11 protein-coding genes are annotated in these 18,106 nt (G+C 67.9%); 2 read left to right on the forward strand and 9 right to left on the reverse strand.

All coding sequences use genetic code 11. The features are described 5' to 3' along the window. Nucleotides 1–81 precede the first annotated feature (81 nt). Together N0B51_RS08165 and acs are read left to right on the forward strand one after the other, a co-directional pair. Nucleotides 82–1,665: a TLP1 C-terminal extension domain-containing protein gene (locus N0B51_RS08165; RefSeq protein WP_259961813.1), complete on the forward strand. Its 1,584-nt coding sequence runs from the start codon at nt 82–84 to the stop codon at nt 1,663–1,665. Continuing rightward, a complete protein-coding gene (gene acs / locus N0B51_RS08170) occupies nt 1,662–3,620 on the forward strand; it encodes an acetate--CoA ligase (protein WP_259961814.1) in 1,959 nt (652 codons plus the stop codon). The genes N0B51_RS08165 and acs overlap by 4 nt, the downstream gene beginning before the upstream one ends. On the opposite strand, the gene N0B51_RS08175 is transcribed toward acs, so the two are convergent. From N0B51_RS08175 to N0B51_RS08215, 9 genes are all read right to left on the reverse strand, one after another. Then, on the reverse strand, nt 3,617–4,450 hold the full coding sequence (locus N0B51_RS08175; RefSeq protein ID WP_259961815.1) for an alpha/beta hydrolase: 834 nt from the start codon (nt 4,448–4,450) through the stop codon (nt 3,617–3,619). The two genes, acs and N0B51_RS08175, sit on opposite strands and share 4 nt — an antisense overlap. A gap of 14 nt (nt 4,451–4,464) precedes the next feature. After that, nucleotides 4,465–5,688: a kynureninase gene (kynU, locus tag N0B51_RS08180; protein WP_259961816.1), complete on the reverse strand. Its 1,224-nt coding sequence runs from the start codon at nt 5,686–5,688 to the stop codon at nt 4,465–4,467. Next, entirely contained in the window at nt 5,688–7,238 is a 1,551-nt protein-coding gene (locus tag N0B51_RS08185; protein WP_259961817.1) for an acetolactate synthase large subunit, read from the reverse strand. The genes kynU and N0B51_RS08185 overlap by 1 nt, the downstream gene beginning before the upstream one ends. A gap of 66 nt (nt 7,239–7,304) precedes the next feature. After that, complete coding sequence (gene glgX, locus N0B51_RS08190; RefSeq protein ID WP_259961818.1) at nt 7,305–9,104, reverse strand: glycogen debranching protein GlgX; 1,800 nt, start codon at nt 9,102–9,104, stop codon at nt 7,305–7,307. A gap of 8 nt (nt 9,105–9,112) precedes the next feature. Continuing rightward, nucleotides 9,113–10,744 (reverse strand): alpha-D-glucose phosphate-specific phosphoglucomutase, encoded by a 1,632-nt coding sequence (locus N0B51_RS08195; protein ID WP_259961819.1) that lies wholly within the window; start codon nt 10,742–10,744, stop codon nt 9,113–9,115. Further along, nucleotides 10,741–12,198 carry a glycogen synthase GlgA gene (gene glgA, locus N0B51_RS08200; RefSeq protein ID WP_259961820.1) on the reverse strand — a complete coding sequence of 486 codons (1,458 nt, stop codon included), beginning with the start codon at nt 12,196–12,198 and terminating at the stop codon, nt 10,741–10,743. The genes N0B51_RS08195 and glgA overlap by 4 nt, the downstream gene beginning before the upstream one ends. Then, nucleotides 12,195–13,457 (reverse strand): glucose-1-phosphate adenylyltransferase, encoded by a 1,263-nt coding sequence (gene glgC / locus N0B51_RS08205; protein ID WP_259961821.1) that lies wholly within the window; start codon nt 13,455–13,457, stop codon nt 12,195–12,197. The genes glgA and glgC overlap by 4 nt, the downstream gene beginning before the upstream one ends. A 25-nt stretch (nt 13,458–13,482) precedes the next feature. Next, complete coding sequence (gene glgB, locus N0B51_RS08210) at nt 13,483–15,648, reverse strand: 1,4-alpha-glucan branching protein GlgB (RefSeq protein WP_259961822.1); 2,166 nt, start codon at nt 15,646–15,648, stop codon at nt 13,483–13,485. Beyond that, nucleotides 15,645–18,026, reverse strand: a complete 2,382-nt coding sequence (locus N0B51_RS08215; RefSeq protein ID WP_259961823.1) for a glycogen/starch/alpha-glucan phosphorylase — start codon at nt 18,024–18,026, stop codon at nt 15,645–15,647. Before N0B51_RS08215 ends, glgB begins: the two co-directional genes overlap by 4 nt. Nucleotides 18,027–18,106: the final 80 nt, after the last annotated feature.

An 18,106-nucleotide genomic window follows, 5' to 3' on the forward strand; every position in this document is an offset into this window, starting at 1 on the left:
CACCGCTTCGCTCGCGCCCTTTCGTGAAGCAGGCGCGGGGCACGGCATTCTTCTCCGCCAGGACAGTGTGACAGGTGTGACATGGTTCAGCTGACCGCCGCCGAACCTGACGACATGACGCCCGTCATCGTCGGCGTCGGGCAGGTCGTCGAGCGAATCGGCGACCCGGGCTACGCGGAACGGTCCGCGGCCGACCTTGCCGCCTGGGCGGCGGAAACCGCGCTTGCCGATGCGTGCGCGGCGGTCTGCCTCAAGCCTCTTGTCGAGGTCGTCGGCGCGATCCGCACGTTCGAGGATTCGCGCGGCGCCCCCGCGCCGTTCGGAAAGCCGGACAAGTTTCCTCTCGCCGTCGCCCGCCGGCTCGGCATCGCTCCCACGCACGCAGTGCTCGAGCCGATCGGCGGCCAGTCGCCCGCGACCGCGGTCGTCGATATCGCCGAACGCATCCTCCACGGGGAAATCAGCGCCGGTCTCGTCTTCGGGGCCGAAGCGACCTCCACGATCCGCAGCATCCTTGCCCGCGGCGAGATCCGCGACTGGGCCGAACACGACGAGGGCGAGGTCGAATGGAAGGGTTCGGAGGACGGCGCGCTGCTGTCGCGCCGGTCGATCGCGCACGGCATTCACTCGCCTGCCCTGGCCTATGGCCTGATCGAAAACGCCCGCCGCGCGCGGACCGGCCTTACCCGCGCGGAATACCGCACCGAGATGGGCCGGCTGTTCGCGCCCTTCAGCGAGGTGGCGGCGGCCAATCCGCTGGCAGCCACGTTCGGCACCCCGGCGAGCGCCGCGGAGCTCGCCGAGATCACCCCGGCCAACCGCCTGATCGCCGACCCCTACCCGCGCAAGGTGATCTCGCGCGATCAGGTCAACATGGGCGCTGCCGCGCTGGTGATGTCGGTCGGCGCCGCGCGGGCAGCGGGGATTGACCGGGACAAGTGGGTCCATATCCACGGGGCGGCGAAGGTCGTCGATCCCGAACCCCTCGAACGCGCGGACCTTGCGCGCTTTCCGGGCGCCGAGGCGGTGCTCGACGCGGCGCTGGCGGCGTCGGGCAAGTCCCTCGAAGAGATAGACCATCTCGATTTCTACAGCTGCTTCCCCGCCGCGGTCTTCGCCACCGCGATCGATCACCTGGGCCTGTCGCCCGACGAGCCAAGGCGGCTGACGGCGACCGGCGGCCTTCCCTTCTTCGGCGGCCCGGGGAACGGGTATTCCGGCCATGCCATCGCCACCATGGCCGAACGGTTGCGTGCCGCGCCGGGCTCGTTCGGCCTGGTCGGCGCGCTCGGCGGATTCCAGTCGAAATATGCGGCCCTCGTGCTTTCGACCGATCCAGCGCCCGTGCCCAGCACCATGTGGCGCAATCCCGAAGTCGACCGGCCGCCGCCGCCCGTGATGACCGAACTGGCCGAGGGACGGGGCGTGATCGAGACCTACACGATCCAGTTCAGCCGAGACGGGCCGGACTTCGCCGTGGCGATCGGGCGACTGCCGGACGGCTCGCGCTTCATCGCGCGCAGCGGCGATCCCGGTACGCTCACGGCGATGGTCGAAACCGACCCGCTCGGCGCTGAAGTCAGCCTTTCGAACGATGGAGAATGCAACGCGTTCACCTGGACCGGGCGACCCGCTAGTGTCGCTGCCGAGAGGAGAGATCGATGACCGAGCAAGCCGCGCACATCCACGACGACGAATGGGTGCGCCGCCCGGCAGCCGCCGCCGAGGGCACGAACTGCACGCCCGAACAATACGAGGCGATGTACCGGCGCAGCATCGACGACGCAGACGCGTTCTGGCTCGAGCAGGCGGCCCGCCTCGAGTGGACGCGCAAGCCGACCACGGCCGGCGACTGGAGCTTCGACCCGGTCGATGTCAGGTGGTTCGCCGACGGCCAGCTCAACGTCTGCCACAACGCGGTCGACCGCCACGTGGCGGCGGGCAACGGCGAGCGCCTCGCGCTGATCTTCGAGCCCGACGACCCGCAGGGCCCGGTCCGCCGGATCACCTACGCCGAGCTGCAGGCCGAAGTGATCCGCATGGCGAACACGCTCAAGAAGATGGGCGTCGCGAAAGGCGACAGGGTCACGATCTACATGCCGATGGTGCCCGCGGGCGCTTTCGCGATGCTCGCCTGCGCGCGGATCGGCGCGGTGCATTCGGTGATCTTCGGCGGCTTCAGTCCCGAAGCGATCGCCGGCCGGATCGAGGACTGCGCGAGCACTTTCGTGATCTGCGCCGACGAGGGCTGGCGCGGGGGCAAGACCATCCCGCTCAAGCGCAACGTCGACGCCGCGCTCGAAAAGGTCGGCGTGAAGGCCGTTCTCGTCATCCGCCATACCGGCGGCGACGTCGCGATGAACGCGGGCCGCGACCACTGGTATCACGAACTCTCGGACGGAGTGGCAGCCGACTGCCCGTGCGAGCCGATGGCCGCCGAAGATCCGCTGTTCATCCTCTACACCAGCGGTTCGACCGGCAAGCCCAAGGGCGTGCTCCACACCGTCGGCGGCTACGCGGTGTGGACCGAGACGACCTTCCGCTACGTGTTCGATTACCGGCCGGGCGAGGTGTTCTGGTGCACCGCCGACATCGGCTGGGTCACCGGGCACAGCTACGTCGTCTATGGCCCCTTGCAGAACGGCGCGACCGCGCTGATGTTCGAAGGCGTGCCCAACTGGCCCGACCACGACCGCTTCTGGGCGACGGTCGCCAAGCACAAGGTCGCGATCTTCTACACCGCCCCCACCGCGATCCGCGCGCTGATGCGCGAGGGCACGGCGCCGGTCGAGCGGCACGACCTGTCCTCTCTCCGCCTGCTCGGCACCGTAGGGGAGCCGATCAATCCGGAAGCCTGGCGCTGGTATTCCGACACAGTCGGCAAAGGCAGGCTGCCGGTCGTCGACACATGGTGGCAGACCGAGACCGGCGGGGTGATGATCACCACCCTGCCCGGCGCGCATGACATGAAGCCGGGCAGCGCGGGCAAGCCGTTCTTCGGCGTCTGTCCCCAGCTGGTCGACGGAGATGGCAACGTCCTCGACGGTGCTACCGAGGGCAACCTGTGCATTGCGCGGTCGTGGCCCGGGCAGGCGCGCACCGTCTACGGCGACCACGACCGGTTCGTGCAGACCTACTTCAGTACCTACAAGGGCAAGTACTTCACCGGCGACGGCTGCCGCCGCGATGCCGACGGGTACTACTGGATCACCGGCCGCGTGGACGACGTGATCAACGTCTCGGGCCACCGGATGGGCACCGCCGAGGTCGAGAGCGCGCTCGTGCTGCACGACAAGGTCGCCGAGGCCGCGGTCGTCGGCTTCCCGCACGACATCAAGGGCCAGGGCATCTATTGCTACGTCACGCTGATGGAGGGCGAGGAGCCTTCAGACGACCTCGCGGCCGCATTGCGCCAGCAGGTGCGCAAGGAGATCGGCCCGATCGCGTCGCCCGACCACCTGCATTTCACCCCGGCACTGCCCAAGACCCGCTCGGGCAAGATCATGCGCCGCATCCTGCGCAAGATCGCCGAGAACGAGACGAGTTCGCTGGGCGACACCTCGACCCTCGCTGACCCGTCGGTGGTCGATACGCTGATCGAGGGGCGGCTGAACCGCTAGGGAGCGGGATGCGCCTCGAGCCACCGGGCAAGGTCGCCGATCACGGCGTCCTTTTCGGGCTCGTTGTAGATCTCGTGGTAGAGGCCGGGATAGGTGATCACGGTCTTGTCGGGCGCGCCGATCGTCGCGACAACCGGGCGCACGTCGTCCCACCGAACCAGCGCGTCGGCCTCGCCGTGCTGGACCAGCAGCGGGACGTTCATCGATGGAGCCTCGGCGCGGTACCCGGCGAGCGAGGTAAACATCTCGTGCGCGGTGCGCGCAGCGACCTTGCCGGTGGTGACCAGCGGATCGCTTGCATACGCCTCGACGACCGCCGGATCGCGGCTCACCGCCTCGGGCGGCAGCGCGATCATACCGGTGTTCGGGGCGACCGCAGACAAGAACGACAGCACCGCGCGCTGCACCGCCGGCACGCGCCCGCCAATGAGCGGACCGGAGAGGATCAGGCCCGTCAGGTCCTGCGGCCATGACAGGGCGTATCCGAACGCGACGTTGCCGCCCATCGAATGGCCGAGCAGCTTGACCGGCTGCCCGTGGTGGCGCGCCCTCACGCTGCGGACGAAGATGTGGAAGTCGTCGATCACCCACTTCATCCGGTCGACAAGCGCGCGAGTCCCTTCCGACTTGCCGTGCCCGCGATGGTCGAGCGCATACAGCGCGTATCCCATGGGCACGAGCCGCTCCACGAGGTTGCCGTATCGCCCGCCGTGCTCGGCATAGCCGTGCGAGATGGCAATCACGTCGCGCACCTCGCCATCGGGCACCCACCCTTGCGCGTAAAGCGCCAAGCCGCCGTGTCCTGTCAGGGTCCATTCGACGTGCCGCATCGTGTGCCCTCCCTTCAGGTTACCGCCGCGCGGACCTTGAACTCGGGCCGGTCCCACGCGCCCTCGTCCATAACCGCGGCGATGGTGTCGACCGCCGCCGCGATCTCGCCGAACGAGGTGTATAGGGGCGTCAGACCGAACCGCAGCACATCAGGTGCGCGAAAGTCTCCGACTACGCCGCGCGCGATCAGCGCCTGCACGATCGGATAGGCCTCGGGGTGAGCGTAGGAGATCTGGCTTCCGCGCTCCGCCGGATCAGCCGGGCTGGCGAGCATGAAGCCGTGCCGTTCGCACAGCGGCGCCATCCTGCGCGCGAACAATTCGCCCATCGCGACCGATTTCGACCTTACCTGCGCCATGTCGGCCTCGCGCATCAGGTCGACGCCGACTTCGAGCGCAGCAAGGCCAATGATCGGCGGCGTGCCGACGAGGAAGCGCGCGATCCCCGGCGCCGGGCGATAGGCATCATCGAAATCGAACGGGCGCGCGTGGCCGAACCAGCCCGACAGCGCGGGCATTGCCGTATCCTGGTGGCGCCTCGCGGCGAAAATGTAACCTGGCGCGCCGGGACCGCCGTTCAGGAACTTGTACCCGCAGCCGACCGCGAAATCGGCATTGGCGCCGCTCAGATCGGCCGGGATCGCGCCGGCGCTGTGGCTGAGGTCCCAGATGACCAGCGCACCCCTTGCCTGTGCGGCGGCAGTGGTCGCGACCATGTCGCGCACCCGGCCGGTGCGATAATGCACCTGCGTCAGCAGGACGACGGCGGTGTCGTCGTCGATCGCGTCCAGCACCGTCTCCCCGTCCACCAGACGGGCGGACACCCGGCGCCCCGTGAGCGCTTCGAGTCCCTGCATCATGTAGACGTCGGTCGGGAAATTGCCGCGCTCCGACAGGATTGTCGAGCGCCCGGGATTGGCCGAGAGCGCCGCGCACAGCGCCTTGAACACGTTGACCGAGGTGGAATCGCAGGCGACCACTTCGCCTTCCTCCGCGCCGACAAGCCGCGCGATCTTGTCCCCGACGCGCTGCGGCGCGTCGACCCAGCCCGCCACGTTCCAGGAACCGATCAGGTTCTGGCCCCAGTCCACATTCACCAATTCGGTGATTTTGGGCGCAGTCGCTTTAGGCAGGCATCCGAGCGAGTTGCCGTCGAGATAGATCGTGCCTTGGGGCAGCACGAAGCGATCGCGGAAAGGCCGCAGGAGGTCTGCCGCGTCGAGCAAAGCCGGGTCCATCAGTAGAGCTTCACCTCGATCAGCCGCGGCCCGGCCTCGCCGTTCGCGTCGAGGAGCGCCCTGGCGAGCCCCTCGGCGGAATCGACCTGGACGCCGGGCACACCCATCGACTTGCCCATTGCGATCCAGTCGATGGTCGGCCGGTCGATGTCGATCATCGTCAGAGCCGCGGCGCTCGGCCGGTCGCCCGCGCCCATGTTCGCATATTCGGCCTTGAGGATGTTGTAGGTGTTGTTGGCGAACACCACCGTGGTCACCGGCAACTGCTCGCGCGCCTGGGTCCACAGCGCCTGGATCGTGTACATCGCGCTGCCATCGCCGACGAGGCAGATCGTCCTCCGGTCAGGGCGCGCCAGCGCCGCGCCGGTCGCGACCGGCGGCGAATAGCCGATCGATCCGCCGAGGTTGTTGATCATGTCGTGAGGGGCCGCGCCCAGCGTGTAGCTCATCGATTCGCGCCCGCTGGTCAGGCTCTCGTCGACGACGATCGCGTTTTCCGGGATACCGGCGCACAGCGCGTGCGCAATCGAGATCGGATCGAGCTTGCCCGAAGGCATGACCTTTTCGGCGGCCTGCTGGTAGGCGGCCTGGGCGCTGCCGAGCCCGAGCTCCTCGACCAGCATCTGGAGCGCCAGCGTGCTGTCCTCGTCTGCCTCGCTCAACGTGTGCACTTGCGTGCCCGGCTCCTTGAGCAGGCTCGGCAGGCCCGGATAGCTGAAGAAGGCGACCGGTTCCTTCGTCTCGAGCGTGACGAGGTGTTTCGTGCCCTTGAGGAACTTGACCGCCGGCGCGACCGAATAGGGAATCCGCTCGAGCGGGACGCGGCCCGCCCCGCGCTCGATACGGTTGGTGAAGAACTGGCTGGCAAGCCGGCAACCAGTGCCGGCGGCGACTTTCCCGGCAAGCTCGAGCGGCTCGACGCGGCAGGCCTTGTTGGCGAGGATCAGCATCGTCGGCTCGCCCGATCGCAGGACCTTGGCGACCTCGGCGATGCGCGCCGGGTCGGGCGCCTTGCGGGTTGCCGGAGCGGGCGGCGGAGCAACCGCCTCGCCTGCGTCCTGCCAGGCGGTATCGCCCGGCAGGATCAGGGTCGCGATCTTGCCGGGATGCTCGCTCGCCTTTGCGATCGCGGCGGCGGTGTCCCACGCGATCGTCGCCGCGCTGTCGCCGCGCCGGACCCAGTGCGATAGCGGCCGGGCGAGGCCCTCGATGTCGCTGGTCAGCGGCGCGTCGTACTTGAGGTGCTTGGTCGCGTGCTCGCCCACGACGTTGACCATGCCCGAGGAGGCGCGGCGCGCGTTGTGGATGTTGGCGAGCCCGTTCGACAGGCCCGGGCCGAGATGCAGCAGCGTCGCCGCGGGCTTGTCGGCCATCCGGTAATAGCCGTCAGCCGCGCCGGTGCACACGCCTTCGAACAGGCACAGCACTCCCCGCATCCGCGGGTCCCCCAGCGCGGCGAGGAAATGCATTTCCGATGTCCCGGGGTTGGCGAAGCATACGTCGACGCCGTGGCCGACAAGCGTGGAAACAAGGCTTTGCGCGCCGTTCATGGACAGTGTTCGATCCTCTCAGCTTCTGCCCGCCCGGTTAGCGGCGGCGACGGGCAAAGCGAAGAGCTAATCCGGCAGTTGTCCGATGACTACCCGTCGCCGATCGCGGTCGACGGTAAATCCGGGGTGCATGGCACCGTCCGGCGGCCGATAGGCGAAGCCCGGAGTGCCGTGATAGCTCCATGCGCCCTCGTCCATCGGCTCGCCGTCAAGCCGCAGCCAGGTGCCGCCCTTGGGAAAACGCGCGAACCGGTCGCGCCGCTTTCGCGACAGTTCGGCAACGTGGTCCTCGATATCGGTGTCGCGCGCCGCCCAGTCGACCCAGCCGATCTCGTTGTCCTGGCAATAGGCATTGTTGTTGCCGCGCTGGGTGCGCCCGAACTCGTCGCCGGCGGTCAGCATGATCGTGCCGGTCGAGGCGAACAGGGTGCCGAGGATCGCGCGAATCGTCGCGCCGCGCGCCTCGATGATTGCCGGGTCGTCGGTTGGCCCCTCGGCCCCGTGGTTGTTGGAATAGTTCGCGCCGTGGCCATCGCGGTTGCCCTCGCCATTCGCCTCGTTGTGACGGTCGTTGTACATCACGCTGTCGGCGAGCGTGAAACCGTCGTGCGCGGCGACGAAGTTGACGCTGCGATAGTCCCTCCCGAACAGGTCGTCCGACCCCGCGAGCCGATGCGCCAGCGCGCTGTGATTGCCACCGCCGTCGTTCAGCGGACTGTTCCAGTACCGGCGCACGTCGTCGCGGAACCGGTCGTTCCATTCGAGCCATGTCGAGGGGAAATTGCCGAGCTGGTAGCCGCCCGGCCCTATGTCCCAGGGCTCGGCGATGAAGACACGGTCGTGAAGCCACTCGTCCTCGGCCATCGCCGCGAAGATCGGCGCGTCGGGGTCGAACCCTGGCGATCGGGCCATGATGGGCGCGAGGTCGAACCGGAACCCGTCGATCCCGCACCGCGCGACGAAGTGGCGCATGGTGTCGAGCGCGAGTTCGCGGATCCAGTCCTGCCCGAAATCGACGGTGTTGCCGCAACCGCTGTCGTTGACGAGGGCGCCGTCAGGAGCCCGCGCGTAAGCACTGTCGTCGAGCCCGCGCAGGCACACGATGTTCCCGCCCGCATCGCCTTCGCCGGTGTGGTTGAAAACAAGATCGAGCAGCACGCCGATGCCCGCGCCGTGCAGCGTTTCGACCGTTCGGGCGAGTTCGCGCACCCCGCCCGGGCACAGGCCGGGATCGAGCGCCATGAAAGCGACCGGGTTGTAGCCCCAAGCGTTGACCAGCCCGAGCGGGCCGAGATGCGGCTCGTTCATCCACGCGATCACCGGCATCAGTTCGACCGCGGTGACGCCGATCTTCTTCAGGTGCGCGACGACCGCCGGATGCCCGAGCGCGGCCACAGTTCCGCGCACCTCGTCCGGCACTTCGGGATGCCGCATCGTGAAGGCGCGGACATTGAGTTCGTAGACCAGTCCGCCGCGACGGAAGAGCGGCGCCTTCTTCGGAACCCGCTCGTATGCGCGCATCACGATCGCGCGCGGAACGAGGTGCGCGGTATCGACCCCGCGCTCGGTGAGCGCCCTGTCCGCGGTGAAGCGCCGGTCGAGCTGGGTCGCGTGCGGATCGACCAGCAGCTTTGCCTCGTCGAACCAGAGCCCCTCGGCGGGATTCCATTCCCCGCGCGCGCGATAGCCGTAGGCGCGGCCGGTGAGGTCTTCCGCGACCTCGACCAGCCAGTGCTCCGCGCCATCGCGCTCCATCGCGACGCGCTCCTCCCGACCTTGCGCGTCGAACAGGCACAGGAACAGCGCGTCTGCGCGCGGCGAGCGGACCTTGAACCGGGTTCTGCCGTCGCTGACGACGGCACCCATGTCGGCACTCAAGTCACGACGTCCGGTGCCGTGCGGCCAGTCAGGGCGGCAATCCCGGCAATCTCCTCGGCGGCGGCGGCAAGGCGTGCCAGCATTTCGGTCGTGTCGCCGTCGAGCCGGCCGTCCGCCGGCTCATAGCGTTCGAGGTAGAGCCGGATCGTCGCCCCTTCGGTACCCGTGCCCGACAGCCGCAGGACGAGCCTGGACCCGCCCTCGAAAGCGACCCGCAATCCCTGGTTCCGGCTGACCGAGCCGTCGACCGGATCGGTGTAGGCGAAGCTGTCGGCACTCGCGACCGTCATGCCCTGCACCCGGGTGCCGGGCAGTTCCTCCAGCTTGCCCTCTACGCGCTCCATCACGGCGCCCGCCTTGCCGGTCTCGACGTTCTCATAATCGTGCCGCGCGTAATAGTTGCGCCCGAACCGCGCCCAGTGCCCGTGCGCGATCTGCTGCACGCTCTTTCCCGTCGCGGCGAGGATGTTGAGCCAGAGCAATACCGCCCACAGCCCGTCCTTCTCGCGGACGTGGTCGCTGCCGGTGCCCGCGCTTTCCTCGCCGCAGATCGTTGCGAGCCCGGCGTCGAGCAGGGTGCCGAAGAACTTCCAGCCGGTGGGCGTCTCCCATGCCGGCACGCCGAGCGCCTCGGCCACCCGGTCCGCGGCGGCGCTGGTCGGCATCGAGCGGGCGATGCCCTTGAGGCCTGCCGCGTAGCCGGGTGCGAGATGCGCGTTCGCCGCGAGCATCGCCAGAGAGTCCGATGGCGTGATGAAGATGCCCCGCCCGATGATGAGGTTGCGATCGCCGTCCCCGTCGCTCGCCGCGCCGAGGTCGGGCGCGCTTTCGCCCATCATCGTGTCATGGAGCGCCCTGGCGTGAACGAGGTTGGGGTCCGGGTGGTGGCCGCCGAAATCCTCCAGCGGCGCGCCGCCCCGCACCGTGCCAGCGGCAAAGCCGAGCCGGTTTTCGAGAATCTCGCGCGCATAGGGTCCGGTTACCGCGTGCATCGCGTCGAACGCCATGGTCAGCCCGCTCGCGACCTTCTCGCGGATCAGGTCGAAGTCGAACAGCGTCTCCATCAGGTCGGCATAATCGGCGACCGGATCGATCACTTCGACCGTCATTTCGCCCACCTGCGCCTCGCCGAGCGCATCGAGGTCGATGTCCGGGGCGTCGACCGCATGCCAGCGATCGATCTTCTGCGTGCGCGCGTGGATCGCTTCGGTCACCGCCTCGGGGGCGGGGCCGCCGTTCGCGATGTTGTACTTGATCCCGAAGTCCTCATCCGGCCCGCCGGGGTTGTGGCTCGCCGAAAGGATCAGCCCGCCGCTCGCGCGGTACTTGCGGATCACGTGGCTCGCCGCGGGGGTGGACAGGATGCCGCCCTGCCCGACCAGCACGCGAGCGTAGCCGCTCGCCGCGGCGATGCGGATCGCCTGCTGGATGACGATGCGGTTGTGGTAGCGCCCGTCGCCGCCGATCACGAGCGTCGCGTGATCGGGCCGCTCTGCGACGTCGAACACGCTCTGCACGAAGTTCTCGGCATAGTTCGGCTGGGCGAACACGCGCACTTTCTTGCGCAGGCCCGACGTGCCGGGTTTCTGCCCCTCGAACGGGGTGGTGGGGTGGCTGATGATGATCATTCGGTGGTCCCGGTCAGCTGTCGGTACAGCGCGGCATAGGCGGCCCCGCTCGCGGCCCAGGTGAAGTCGGCCTTCATCCCGTTCTTCTGCAGCCGCCGCCATTGGGCCGGCTGCGCGAAAAGGTCTACCGCGCGGCTGATCGCGGCGGCGAGCGCGGGATAATCGACCGCGTTCATCTGCAGCCCCGTGGCGACCCCCGCCGCAAGCGCGGCGGGGTTGGCGTCGATCACCGTGTCGGCGAGCCCGCCGGTGCGCGAGACGATGGGCACGCAGCCATAGGCGAGGCCGTAGAGCTGGGTCAGCCCGCACGGTTCGAACCGGCTCGGCACCAGGATCGCGTCGCCTCCGCCCTGCATCCGGTGCGCGAGCGGCTCGTCGTAGCCGATGCGCACCCCGATCCGCCCCGGGTGGCGCGCGGCGGCTTCGTGCAGCCCCGCCTCGATAGCCGCGTCGCCTGAACCGAGCAGGGCGAGCCGCCCGCCGATCCCGACGAGGTGGTCGAGCACCTCGAGCAGCACGTCCATGCCCTTTTGCCAGGTCAGCCGGCTGACGACCACGAACAACGGGCCATCATCGCTTGCGAGGCCGAATTCCTGCTCCAGCGCGCGCTTGTTCCGCTTGCGGCGCCCAAGCTGGCCTGCGGTGTAGGTCTGCGCCAGGTGCGGATCCGTCTCCGGCGACCATTCGCGCGCGTCGATCCCGTTGAGGATGCCGGACACGCGATTTGACCGGGCAAGGACCACCCCTTCGAGACCCATGCCGAATTCAGGTGAGCGGATTTCGCGCGCGTAGGTTGGGCTGACCGTGGTGATCGCGTCGGCGGTCTGCATCCCGGCCTTGAGGAAACCGACACCGCCGTAGCTTTCGACGCCGTCGACCGACCACGCGGCGTCGGGCAGGCCCAGGCGGGGGAACGTATCTTGCGGGTAGAATCCCTGAAACGCCATGTTGTGGATCGTCAGCACGCTGGACACGGGGCGCGTACCCTTCGGCGGAGCGAACCGCATGTACGCGGGCGTCATCGCCGCCTGCCAGTCGTGTGCGTGGACGACGTCGAACGACCGGCCCTTCACCGCCCCCGCCCCGAAGTCGGCGGCGGCACGCGAAAGCGCGGCGAAACGGCGCCAGTTGTCGTCCCAGTCGCGCCCGGCCGGATCGGCATAGGGCCCGCCGGCGCGGGCGAACAAGCCCGGTGCGTCGAGCACCGCGAGCGGAAAGCCGGCGATCTCTCCTGCCAGCAGCCGGGCGGGTTCGCCCAGCAGCGAGGCCCACTTGTGCACCGCCCTGCCCCTTTGGACGCGCTCGACGACCGCCGGGTAGCCCGGCACCATCGTCGTCACCTCGACCCCGTGCGGCGCAAGCGCGGCGGGAAGCGCGCCGGCGACATCCGCCAGCCCCCCGGTCTTGACCAGCGGCACCGCTTCGGAGGCGACCGAGAGGACCTTCAGCGTCAAGCGAGGCGGGCCATCATGTCGCGCGTGACGAGCACCACCCCGCCGTCGCTCACGCGGAACCGGCGGGCGTCGAGTTCCGGGTCCTCGCCGATCACCATGCCTTCGGGAATCCGCACGCCGGAATCGACAATCACGCGGTTCAGCCGTGCCCCGCGGCCGACGTTGCAGTAAGGCAGGATGACCGCCTCGCGCGCACTGGAGAAGCTGCCCATCTTCACCCCGGTGAACAGCAGGCTGCGATTGACCTCGGCGCCGGACACGATGCAGTCGCCCGATACGAGCGAAGCGATCGCGCACCCCCTCCGGCCGTCCTCGTCGTGGACGAACTTCGCCGGCGCGGCGACCACCGCGTCGGTCCAGATCGGCCATTCGCGGTCGTAGAGGTTGAGCTTTGGCACCGTGTCGGTGAGGTCGAGATTGGCCTCGAAATAGGCGTCGACGGTGCCGACGTCGCGCCAGTATTCCTCGATCTCCTCCGCCGCGCGGATGCAGCTGTCGGTGAAGCGGTGCGCGACCGCCTTTCCGTGCTTGACGATGTAGGGGATGATGTCCCCGCCGAAGTCATGCTTGGAGTTCGGCTCGTCGGCGTCGCGGCGCAGCTGTTCGAACAGGAACCCGGTTTCGAACACGTAGATGCCCATGCTGGCGAGCGCCATGCCCTCGTTGCCGGGGATGCCCGGCGGGTCCTTCGGCTTCTCGACGAAGGCGGTGATGGTGTCGGTTTCGTCGACGTGCATCACCCCGAAGCCGGTCGCCTCCATCCGCGGCACGACAAGGCAGCCGACAGTGACGTCGGCGCCCGAGTTGACGTGCTGCTGCAGCATCAACTCGTAGTCCATCTTGTAGATGTGGTCGCCGGCCAGGATCACCATGTACTTCGGCGCGTGTGCCTCGATGATGTCGATGTTCTGGAACACCGCATCGGCGGTGCCTTCGTACCACTGGCTCTCCGAAACCCGCTGGCTGGCGGGGAGGATGTCGAAGCTCTCGTTGCGCTCGGGCCGCATGAAGTTCCACGCGCGCTGCATATGGCGGATGAGGCTGTGCGCCTTGTACTGCGTGGCGACGCCGATGCGGCGGATGCCCGAATTGATCGCGTTCGACAGCGCGAAGTCGATGATGCGGCTCTTGCCGCCGAAATAGACCGCTGGCTTGGCGCGCCGATCGGTCAGTTCCATCAGCCGGCTGCCGCGCCCGCCCGCAAGCACGTAGGCCATCGCGTCACGCGCCAGGGGGCGGGTTGTCTGTCGTTCCTGCATCGCCTCTCTCCTGCTCCCGTTCTGGTTATTCCTCGCAACGCAGCCAGACCGTCGCGAGCGGCGGCAGGTTGACGCGAGCCGCGCCCCCTTCCGCCATGACGGACCCCAGGTTGCCCTTCCCGCTGCCGCCGTAGCATTCCGCGTCGCTGTTCAGTACCTCGCTCCACCGCCCATCGCGAGGCAAGGGAACCCGGTAGTCAGCGTGCGGGGTCGGGGTCAGGTTGGCGATCATCGCAACCGGGTTCGCGCCGGGCGCCTTGCGCAGCCACGCGAAGACCGAGTTGGCGTTGTCGTCGCCGATCAGCCATTCGAACCCCTCCTCCTCGCAGTCGCGCGCGTAGAGCGCCGGTTCCGACCGGTAGAGCCGGTTGAGGTCGCCGACGAGGCGCCGGACCCCGGCATGGGCTGCCGCGTCGCACAGGTCCCAGTCGAGGCCGCGGTCTTCGCTCCATTCGCGGCGCTGGGCGAATTCCTGCCCCATGAACAGCAGCTTCTTGCCCGGATGCGCCCACATCAGGGCGTAGTACGCGCGCAGGTTGGCGAACTTCTGCCAGTCGTCGCCACTCATCTTGGTCAGCAGGCTGCCCTTGCCATGGACGACCTCGTCGTGGCTCAGCGGCAGGACGAAGTTCTCGCTGAAGGCGTAGTGCAGCCCGAAGGTAATCTCGTTGTGGTGGTAACGCCGATGCACGGGATCGCGGCTCATGTAGTGCAGCGTGTCGTGCATGAAGCCCATGTTCCACTTGAACCCGAATCCAAGGGCCGTGCGCGGGCCGTCGTCAAACGCCGGCGCGGAGACGCCCGGCCAGGCGGTCGATTCCTCGGCGATGGTCATCACGCCGGAATGCGTGCCGTAGAGCGCGCGGTTGGTCGCCCGCAGGAACTCGGCCGCCTCCCAGTTTTCCCGCCCGCCTTCGTGGTTCGGGATCCATTCGCCCGGCTCGCGGCTGTAGTCGCGGTAGAGCATCGAGGCGACGGCATCCACGCGCAGCCCGTCGACATGATATTTCTCGGCCCAGAACAACGCGTTGTTGACAAGGAAGCTGCGCACTTCGCGCCGGCCGAAATTATAGATCGCCGTGTTCCAGTCGGGATGAAAACCGAGCCGCGGGTCCTCGTGTTCGTAGAGCGCGGTCCCGTCGAACCAGGCCAGGCCGTGCTCGTCGACCGGGAAATGCGCGGGCACCCAGTCGATCAGCACGCCGACCCCGGCCCGGTGCGCGCCGTCGACGAAGCGGGCGAACCCCTCGACTTCGCCGAACCGCGCCGAGGGGGCGTAGAGCCCCGTCGTCTGGTAGCCCCAGCTGGGGTCGTAGGGATGTTCGCTGACCGGCAGGAACTCGATGTGGGTGAAGCCCATCTCGACGACGTAGGGGATCAGCCGTGCGGCCATCTCGTCCCAGCTCAGAAACCAGCCGTGCTCGTCGCGCTGCCAGGATCCCGGGTGAACCTCGTAGATCGAGATCGCCTCGCGCCGCGGATCGACCGATGACCAGTGGTCGCGGTGGTCGCTGTCACCCCACTCCGCCTTGCCCGGATGCGCGACGATCGACGCGGTCTTCGGCCGCAGTTCCGAGGCGAAGGCGAACGGATCGGCCTTGAGCGGCTGGACCACCCCGTCAGGACCGACGATGCGGTATTTGTAAGCGCGACCTTCCCCGATGTCGGGAATGAAGATCTCCCACACACCCACGTCGCGGCGAAGGCGCATCGGGTGACGCGCGCCGTCCCAGTCGTTGAAGTCGCCGACGAGGCTGACCTGCCGCGCATTGGGCGCCCAGACCGCGAAATGGACCCCGGCGCAGCCCTGGTGCTCGATCGGGTGCGCGCCCATCTTGTCGAACAGGCGAAAATGTGTGCCTTCGGCGACGAGCAGGTCGTCGAGCGGCCCCAGCACCGGCCCGAAGCTGTAGGGATCGGTGATCCACCATTCGTGCGCGCCCGCACGGCAGCGGTATTTCACCGGCTTGGGCTTGCCCCGCAGCTTCGCTTCGAACAGCCCGCGCGGATCGACCCGCTTCATCGTCCCGAGCCTGCCGCCCCTGAGCGAAAAGGCCTCTGCGCTTTCCGCCCCGGGAAGCAGCGCGCGGGCGAAGGTGCCCGCCGGCCCTTCGTGCGGGCCGAGTATCGCGAAAGGATCGGCGTGCTCGCCTCTGAGAAGTGCCTCGATCGCTTCAGGCGACGGGGTCAAGTCACGTTCCAGATGTCGCGGGCATATTCGGCGATCGTCCTGTCCGAAGAGAACCAGCCGACATTGGCGATGTTCCGTATCGCACTTGTGCGCCATGCCGCGCGGTTTCGCCAGCGTTCGTCGACCGCGCGCTGCGCGGCGGCATAGGAATCGAAATCGGCGGCGAGCATGAACCAGTCGCTGTCGAGCAGTCCGTCCATCAGCCCGGCAAAACGTCCCGGATCGTCGGGGCTGAAGACGCCGCTGGCGATCGAGTGGACCGCCTGGCAAAGTTCGCGCGAGCCCTCGATGATCGCGCGCGGGTCGTAGCCATTCTCGCGCCGCGCGGCCACCTCCTCGGCTGTCAGGCCGAAGATGAACATGTTGTCGTCGCCGACGCGCTCGAGAATCTCGATATTCGCCCCGTCGAGCGTGCCGATGGTCAGGGCCCCGTTCAGCGCGAACTTCATGTTGCCGGTGCCCGACGCTTCCATGCCGGCGGTACTGATCTGTTCCGACAAGTCGGCCGCCGGGATGATCCGTTCGGCCTGGCTGACGTTGTAGTTGGGCACGAACACCACCTTGAGCAGGTCGCCCACCGAAGGGTCGCCGTTCACGCGGCGCGCAATGTCGTTGGCGAGCTTTATGATCAGCTTGGCGTTGTGGTAGCTCGACGCCGCCTTGCCACCGAAGATCTTGACCCGCGGCACCCAGTCGCGTTCGGGATGGCTGCGCATCTCGTCGTAGAGTGCGACCGTCTCGATCAGGTTGAGAAGCTGCCGCTTGTACTCGTGGATGCGCTTCACCTGCACGTCGAACATCGCGTCCGGGTTGACCGTGATCCCCATCAGGTCCTTGATGTGTTTCGCCAGGTCGACCTTGTTGGCGCGCTTGACCGCGTCGATCCGCTCGCCAAGCGCCGCATCGCCCGCGTGCGCGTTCAGCGCCTCGAGCTTTTCCGCATCGTCGAGGAAGCCGTCACCGATCGTCTCGCGGATCAGCCCAGTCAGGCGCGGGTTGCACTGCTGCAGCCAGCGCCGGGGGGTGACGCCGTTCGTCTTGTTGTTGATCCGGCCCGGGTAAAGCGCGTGGAGGTCCTTGAAGACCGTTTCCTTCATCAGTTCGGTATGAAGCGCCGCGACGCCGTTGACGCTGTGCGAGCCGGCGAACGCGAGGTTCGCCATCCGCACCCGCCGCTCGCCGTGCTCGTCGATCAGCGAAATCGCCGCGATCGACTCGGGCGACAGGCCCGCCTCGCGCGCCTCTTTCAAAACCAGGCCATTGATCGCGTATACGATCTGCATGTGGCGCGGCAGCAGGCGCTCGAACAGCGGCTGCGGCCAGCTTTCGAGCGCCTCGGGCAGCAGCGTGTGGTTGGTGTAGCTGACAGTACGCCTGGTGATGTCCCACGCCTCGACGAAAGCCAGCCCGTGTTCATCGGTCAGCAGGCGCATCAGCTCGGCGACCGCGACAGAGGGGTGCGTGTCGTTCAATTGAATCGCCGCCTTTTCAGGCAGCGTGCGCACGTCGCCGTGATACTGCGCATGGCGCCGGACGATGTCCTGGATCGAGGCCGAGGAAAAGAAGAACTCCTGCCGCAGCCGCAGCTCCTGCCCCGCGGGCGAGCTGTCGGCGGGGTAGAGCACGCGAACCAGGCTGTCGGCGCGCATCTGGGCGGACAATGCGCCTATGTGGTCGCCGGCGTTGAAAGCATCGAGCCTGATCGGGTCGATCGCGTTGGCGGTCCACAGCCGCAGGGTATTCACCCGCTTTCCGCGCCACCCGACCACCGGCGTATCGACAGCATTCGCCTCGATCACCTCGGCCGGGTTCCAGGTGACGGTATCGCCCTCGCTTACCACTTCGCCCCCGAAGCCGACTTCATAGGCGCTTTCGGGCCGATCGAATTCCCAAGGGTTGCCGTGCGCAAGCCAGGTCTCGGGCAATTCGACCTGCCAGCCTTCGTCGATCCGCTGGCGGAACATCCCGTTCACGTAACGGATGCCGTAGCCATAGGCGGGGATGTCGAGCGTCGCGAGGCTTTCCATGAAACAGGCCGCAAGCCGGCCCAGACCCCCGTTGCCGAGTGCGGCGTCGGGCTCGAGTTCCTCGATCGCGGCAAGGTCGAGGCCGTGGGCCGCCAGCGCCGCGGTCATTTCGCCGGTCAGGTCCAGATTCGACATGGCATCGCGCAAGAGCCGGCCGATGAGGAATTCGAGGCTCAGGTAATAGACCCGCTTGCCCTTCGCCTCGTGCGTGCGGGTGGTGGATTCGATCCATGCGTCGATCACCTGATCACGCAGCGTGTAGACGGCCGCGTTGTACCAGTCGTGCGGCTTGGCGGCGTGCTCGTTCTTGCCGACGCGGTGCTTCAGGACGCTGACTATACGCTCTTCCATGCCCGTCCCTGTCGCCCCCTTGCTGGCGGATCGCCCCCGACGCGATGGCGAAGCGCCGCGTCAATGTCGAATCGCATACG

The organism is Tsuneonella litorea (genome assembly GCF_025154015.1).
GTDB classification, from domain to species: Bacteria; Pseudomonadota; Alphaproteobacteria; order Sphingomonadales; family Sphingomonadaceae; genus Tsuneonella; species Tsuneonella litorea.

Excerpts from the sequence above, each read along its gene's own strand:
- N0B51_RS08195 (WP_259961819.1), bottom strand. The coding sequence starts at position 10,744 with ATGATCATCATCAGCCACCCCACCACCCCGTTCGAGGGGCAGAAACCC.
- N0B51_RS08215 (WP_259961823.1), bottom strand. The coding sequence starts at position 18,026 with ATGGAAGAGCGTATAGTCAGCGTCCTGAAGCACCGCGTCGGCAAGAAC.
- kynU (WP_259961816.1), bottom strand. The coding sequence starts at position 5,688 with ATGGACCCGGCTTTGCTCGACGCGGCAGACCTCCTGCGGCCTTTCCGC.
- glgX (WP_259961818.1), bottom strand. The coding sequence starts at position 9,104 with ATGGGTGCCGTCGTCAGCGACGGCAGAACCCGGTTCAAGGTCCGCTCG.
- glgC (WP_259961821.1), bottom strand. The coding sequence starts at position 13,457 with ATGCAGGAACGACAGACAACCCGCCCCCTGGCGCGTGACGCGATGGCC.
- N0B51_RS08165 (WP_259961813.1), top strand. The coding sequence starts at position 82 with ATGGTTCAGCTGACCGCCGCCGAACCTGACGACATGACGCCCGTCATC.
- N0B51_RS08185 (WP_259961817.1), bottom strand. The coding sequence starts at position 7,238 with ATGAACGGCGCGCAAAGCCTTGTTTCCACGCTTGTCGGCCACGGCGTC.
- N0B51_RS08175 (WP_259961815.1), bottom strand. The coding sequence starts at position 4,450 with ATGCGGCACGTCGAATGGACCCTGACAGGACACGGCGGCTTGGCGCTT.
- acs (WP_259961814.1), top strand. The coding sequence starts at position 1,662 with ATGACCGAGCAAGCCGCGCACATCCACGACGACGAATGGGTGCGCCGC.